Annotated in this window: 6 protein-coding genes; 4 read left to right on the forward strand and 2 right to left on the reverse strand. The window is 65.8% G+C overall.

Annotation, left to right across the window (positions count from 1 at the left end; genetic code table 11):
- Nucleotides 1-77: 77 nt before the first annotated feature.
- Nucleotides 78-1,730, reverse strand: coding sequence for an acyl-CoA dehydrogenase family protein (locus AC1D34_RS35550; RefSeq protein WP_476826785.1), 1,653 nt, complete (start codon nucleotides 1,728-1,730; stop codon nucleotides 78-80).
- 83 nt (nucleotides 1,731-1,813) lie between these two features.
- The gene (locus tag AC1D34_RS35555; protein ID WP_476826786.1) at nucleotides 1,814-3,091 is read right to left on the reverse strand and encodes a 4-hydroxyphenylacetate 3-hydroxylase C-terminal domain-containing protein; all 1,278 of its coding nucleotides are present in this window, start codon (nucleotides 3,089-3,091) and stop codon (nucleotides 1,814-1,816) included.
- 93 nt (nucleotides 3,092-3,184) lie between these two features.
- On the opposite strand from AC1D34_RS35555, the gene AC1D34_RS35560 reads away from it, so the two are divergent.
- The 4 genes from AC1D34_RS35560 to AC1D34_RS35575 form a co-directional block, all read left to right on the forward strand.
- On the forward strand, nucleotides 3,185-3,823 hold the full coding sequence (locus AC1D34_RS35560) for a TetR/AcrR family transcriptional regulator (protein ID WP_441507482.1): 639 nt from the start codon (nucleotides 3,185-3,187) through the stop codon (nucleotides 3,821-3,823).
- Nucleotides 3,820-4,350 carry an isochorismatase family protein gene (locus AC1D34_RS35565; RefSeq protein ID WP_441507483.1) on the forward strand — a complete coding sequence of 177 codons (531 nt, stop codon included), beginning with the start codon at nucleotides 3,820-3,822 and terminating at the stop codon, nucleotides 4,348-4,350. Before AC1D34_RS35560 ends, AC1D34_RS35565 begins: the two co-directional genes overlap by 4 nt.
- Nucleotides 4,351-4,358: 8 nt before the next feature.
- Nucleotides 4,359-4,994, forward strand: a complete 636-nt coding sequence (locus tag AC1D34_RS35570) for a 2-hydroxychromene-2-carboxylate isomerase (RefSeq protein ID WP_441507484.1) — start codon at nucleotides 4,359-4,361, stop codon at nucleotides 4,992-4,994.
- A gap of 97 nt (nucleotides 4,995-5,091) precedes the next feature.
- Nucleotides 5,092-5,686: Vgb family protein (locus tag AC1D34_RS35575; protein ID WP_476826787.1), on the forward strand; the 595-nt coding region annotated here is incomplete at its 3' end.

A 5,686-nucleotide genomic window follows, 5' to 3' on the forward strand; every position in this document is an offset into this window, starting at 1 on the left:
GCCTAGAACCATAAACGATCTGGCACGGCCCCCGGGGCTCTCTTCACCGCCCCGTCCGGCGGCGAGGCCAGAATGGCTCACCCCCGCGCCACGCTCGCGCGCTTCACGATGCCGGCCAGTTCCGGCGATGGATCGAGCGTGCCGAAGACATAACCCCAGTCGGCATCGAGCCTGGAGCGGCAGAAGGTCTCGAACACCGCCTCGTCCGCGTGCTTCTTCAGCTCCGAGGCCTGCAGCGCATAGGCCATCAGGTTGGCGAGCCGGCGGCCATGGCCGTCGTCATTGCGCGGTTTGGCCACCTCGTCGCCGAGCCTGTCGAGCCAGCGGTCGAGCGCACGGTTGACGCCCCGAGCGGAGCCGAGCTCGGCCATGAAGGCCTCCTTCGTATGTGGATCGCGGTTGAACGAGCGCAGGACGTCCATGCACATCATGTTCGAGGTGCCTTCCCAGATCGCGTTCAGCGGCGCCTCGCGATAGAGCCGTGCCATCGGGTTCTCCTCGATGAAGCCGTTGCCGCCATGGCATTCCAGCGCCTCGACGACGAAGGYGGCCGCGCGCTTGCAGTTCCAGAATTTCGCCAGCGGTGTCGAAACCCGTGCGACATGCCGCTCCTGCTCGCTGCTCTCCATCGCGCCCGTTGCGGCGGCGACGCGGAAGGCCATCAGGGTCGAGGCTTCGGAGTCGATTGCGAGATCGGCAAGAATATTGGTCATCATCGGCTGTTCGGCCAGCGAGGAGCCAAAGCCCCTGCGCGATTGTGTGTGGTTGAGCGCCAGGGTCAGCGCCTGCCGCATCAGCCCCGCCGAGCCGATGGCGAAATCCAGCCGGGTCAGATGGGCGTGGCCGAGGATCTCGCGGATGCCGTGCCCCTCTTCGCCGACCAGCCAGCCCAGGCACTCGCGGAATTCGACCTCCGACGAGGCGTTCGAGCGGTTCCCCGCCTTGTCCTTCAGCCGCTGGATCTGCAGCCGGTTGCGGCTGCCATCCGGCAGGAAGCCGGGGGCGAAGAAGCAGGAGACGCCGCTCTCGCTGCGCGCGAGTGTGAAGAACCCGTCCGATTGCGGGACCGAGAAGAACCATTTGTGTCCGGTGATCAGATAGACGCGCCCCTCCGGCGTATCCTCCAGATAGCGCGCGGTCGTCTGGGTCTGCCGGAGGTCCGATCCGCCCTGCTTCTCGGTCATCGCATAGCCGATGCTCGCCCCTGTCTTCTGTGAGACCGGGAGTGGGCGCTTGTCATACTGGCCAGAGGTGATCTTCTCGCGCCAGAGCGAGAACTCAGGCTGGGCCAGGCCCGGCCAGGCGGCATAGGTCATGCCGGTCGGGCAGCCGACCCCATGTTCGATCTGGTTCCAGACATAGGAGAGGACGCCACGCGCGACATGGCCGTTCGGCTCCGTCGTCGTCCAGGCCAGCGAGGGCACCTCGTGCCGGAAGGCGAGCGCCATCAATTCGTGCCAGGCTGGATGAAATTCGACCCAGTCGATGCGGTTGCCGAAGCGATCATGCGTCCTGAGTTCCGGCGTAAACCTGTTGGCGAGACGCGCCAGATCCTGCACCGTCTCATCGCCGGCATGGGCGCCGAGCGCCATCGCTCTGCCTGCAACCCAGGGAGCCTGGCGCGTGACGACGCCCTGCAGCACCGCGTCGTCGGAGAAGGCGTTCCAGCCCGTGGCTGGGCGCGCCTGGTTCAGCACCTGATGGGTCGAGGCAAGGGCGTGCACGGTCATGTTGGTCCTCTGGTCAGGTCCGGCGCGCCGGCTATCCCGTCCCGGGACGGGGAATGAAGGGGATCAGAGGCTGACGGGTTGCGCTATTCAGCCGCTTCGCGCGGGGCCCCGCCCGGCATTTCCGGCACCTCGCAACCGGCGACACAACAGCGCCCAGGCTGCTTCGAGACCCTGCCGCCATCGGCGAGGACGCCCCGTCCGAGCAGGCTCTCGACCAGTTCGACCTTCTCCGCCACCGGGTAGTTGCGCCAGATCTCGCGCTTCATCGCTTCCGGCGAGCCGCCGCCATGCAGCGAGATCACCGAATACCAGCCGGCCTCCTTCGAGACGGTGAGATCCTCGATGAAGCGCGCGACCTCGGCGCGCTGCGCGTGCGGGATATCGGGGCGGCCCGCGAGCACGGCAGACAACGAGGCAGCGGTCTCGGGATTATGGTCCTCATCCGGGCCTGGCAGCGCCACGATCAACCCGCCCGATACGTAATGGGCGATGCGGTGCATGTCGTAGATCTGCGTGGCCAACAGCAGCTTGCCGATATTGGAGAAGACGCTGTCAGGCATCACCGAGCCTGCTGGATCTTTCTGGCAGTAGACGGAGGCCGCGACACCGCAGGCGAAAAATCCTTCGGTGATCTTGATCAACTCGACCATCTGTTCGCGGACATGGCCGTGGCGCTCGGTATCGAGCCCGTTGGCCTCGATCATCAGTGCGCCGGCGCCGATCAGGAGATCGCCGAACCCGGCTCTGGCGCCGATGCAGGAATGGCGGTGATGCGTCGCGTAGCTCGTGGTCAGGAAGCCGCCTTCCTCGGTCTCGCCGGCAAGGAAGACGCGGTCCCATGGCACGAAGACATCGTCGAACATCACGACGCCGGTCGACTGGCCGTATTGCCCCCACAAATTACCCTTGKCGTCGGTCATGGCGACGCCGAGCGTCAGGTCCTTGTCCTGAACCTCGTGCAGATAGGCGCGGAAGCGTTGCGCATAATCGGTGCCGTGACGGGCGTCGGTGAGCGCTGTCGCCTGCCAGAGCGCATTCAGCGCATCATGGCTGAGATAGCGCTGGGCGCAGCCCGAGATATTGCAGACCAGCCGAACCGCCTCGAGCTTGGCGAGCAGGTCGCCGGAGCTTTCGTTGATGTGCAGCATGCGGTTGACGGTCTTGCCGGAGCTTGTCTGCCGCGCCGTCATCACCGGGAGATGGGCCTCCTGATGGGCGAGGTCGTAGGTGATCCCGACCGCGTTGATGCCCGGAGCGAGCAAGGGCTCGTCAGCCACGCTCTCGACACGCTGGCCGTTGACGAAAACCCGCGGATGATAGGCGCGCAGCGACTCGCGGTAGCCCGCAGCATCCATCAGCATGGGCGTGTCCTCTTGATATTTGAGTGTTGCCCGTAAAATTGAACGCCGTTAGAATTTTCGTCAACTCAAATCTGGAGCGATGCTGAGGTGGCAGTGGCCGAGACGATGCGAGGTCGCCGCAAGCGGGCGGTCACGGAACTCAGGCGCGGGCTGATCCTCGACGCCGCACGCACGATCTTCGAGCGCGATGGGTTGGATGGCGCCTCGCTGCGCGGCATCGCGGCTGAGGCCGGCTACACGCCGGCGGCGCTCTACTTCCATTTCGATTCCAAGGAGGCGCTCTATGCCGAGGTCCTTGGCCAGTCGCTGTCGGCACTGCGCGACCATGTCGACAAGGCGGTCGAAGGGGCTGCTACGCCGGAAGCCCGCTTCCGCCTGGCAGCGCTCGCCTTCTTCGATTTCTATGCGGCTCATCCCAGGGATCTCGATCTCGGCTTCTACCTGTTCCGTGGCGGCATGCGCCCCCATGGGCTCGGCCGCGAGCGGGACAAGGCCCTGAACGAGGCCCTGGAGGCGGGGCTCTCGCCAATCAGGCACGCGGTCGAACAGATGGGCCGCGATCAGGAGACGGCACGGCTGGCCATGGCCGATGCCTTCGCCCATGCTTCGGGCGTGCTGTTGCTCGCCCATACGCAGCGGCTGAGGATGTTCGGGGCGCAGGCGCGCGCCCTGATGGAACGCTATGTCGATGTCCAGATCGGACAATTGCTGATGAAGGGAGAGCGTCCATGACACTGCTGAAGGTCGAGCGCGCCCGCCTCGTCATCATCGATTTTCAGGCGCGCCTGATGCCCGTGATCCATGACGGGCCGCGCATGGTCGCGAATGCACGACGGCTCGTCGAGGCGGCGGCCCTGCTCGATGTTCCCGTGGTGATGACCGAGCAGAACCCGGCCGGGCTCGGCAGCACGGTGCCGGAACTGTCGGGCGCCGGTCCGGTGGTGACCAAGATGAGCTTCGATGCCTGTGCCGAACCGGCCTTTCTCGGCGCGCTGGAAGAGGACGAAGAGCTGATTGTCTGCGGTTGCGAGGCGCATGTTTGTGTCGGCCAGACGGTTCTTGGGCTGCTGACGCAATGGCGCCGCGTCCTCGTGGTGCAGGACGCGATCGGCTCACGCGCTGCGGAGAACAAGGAGGCTGCGATCCGGCGCATGTCCGCTCATGGCGCCGAGATGGTCACGACCGAGATGGTCCTGTTCGAATGGCTGCGGACGGCGGAACACCCGCAATTCCGCGCCGTGTCCAAGCTGATCAAATGAGGATGCGAATGACCAAGCCTGCCATCTGGTATTTCGACCTCATCTCACCCTTTGCCTATCTGGCATTGACGAAGCTCGACGCGATTGAAGAGCTGCGGCCTGTCGTGATGAAGCCGATCGTCTTTGGTGCCGTGCTCAAGCATTGGGGCCAGCTCGGCCCGGCCGAGATCGCGCCGAAGCGTGTCCACACCTATCGTCTCGCGACGCACCTGGCCCAATCGCTGGGCGTGCCCTTCCGCTTCCCGCCGAGCCACCCGTTCAACCCGCTCGCCATGCTGCGCCTGTTGACCGCGCTCGATGGGCAGAAGGGCGCGGTCCGCGAAGCCTTTCGGCTGATCTGGGGGCAGGGGCGCGACGGTAACGATCCAGCCGTGCTGGCCGAGGTGGCGGCCGCGGCCGGAGATCCTGCTGCGCTCGGCCGTATCGGCGAACAGCCGGTCAAGGATGCGCTGCGCCTGGCCACGGAAGAGGCCGTCGCGGCGGGGGTCTTCGGCGTGCCGAGCCTGCTGATCGACGGCGAAGTCTTCTGGGGCGTCGACGCCATGACGATGGCGCGTGACTATCTGGTGGCGCCGGAACGTTTCCTGAGCGGCGAAATGGCGCGGGTTTCGAGCCTGCCCGTCGGAGTTCGACGGCAGCTCTGAGCGGCAGGGGAGAGTCGGCGCAGTTTCACCATCTTGTCGTCCCAAGCTGGAAACCGGCCGAGGCGTTGCGCCCGGCCGGTACAGGAGGAGACGCTTCATGCTGCGCCGGTCCTTTCTTCAGCTTGGCCTCGTCGGGCTTGCGGCGCCGGCCCTGGTCGGCCGGGCGGCGGCGGCCGGACCGACGGCGCCGGGGTCCAGATTCAACATCACCTATTTCGATATCCCCGCGATCAAGGGCTCGCGCGATGTCACCGATGCCGGCGACGGCACGATCTGGGTCTGCGGTCAGCGCAACGGCACGCTCGGCCGCTTCGATCCGCGTTCGAGCCAGCTCAAGGTGGTCGAACTCGGCCAGGGGGCCGCACCCCATGGCGTGATCAGGGGCCCGGACGGAGCCGCCTGGGTGACGGAAGGTGGCCAGAACGCCATTGCCCGCGTCGACGACAAGACCCACAAGGTCGATCTCTTCAAGCTGCCAGCGGGGCGCGAGAGCGCCAATCTCAATACCGGGGTCTTCGATAAGGAAGGCATTCTCTGGTTCACGGGCCAGAATGGGATCGTCGGTCGCTTCGATCCGAAGACCGCCAGGATGGAGATCAAGGATGCGCCACGCGGGCCGGGCGCCTATGGCATCACCAGAACGCCCTCCGGCGAGATCTGGTACGCCTCGCTGGCGGGCAACCATATTGCCC

It is taken from the genome of Allobosea sp. P1_A7 (assembly GCF_056406775.1).

What these genes read in the sequence shown, in the direction of transcription:
- AC1D34_RS35565 (WP_441507483.1), top strand. Translation starts at nt 3,820, where the DNA reads ATGACACTGCTGAAGGTCGAGCGCGCCCGCCTCGTCATCATCGATTTT.
- AC1D34_RS35570 (WP_441507484.1), top strand. Translation starts at nt 4,359, where the DNA reads ATGACCAAGCCTGCCATCTGGTATTTCGACCTCATCTCACCCTTTGCC.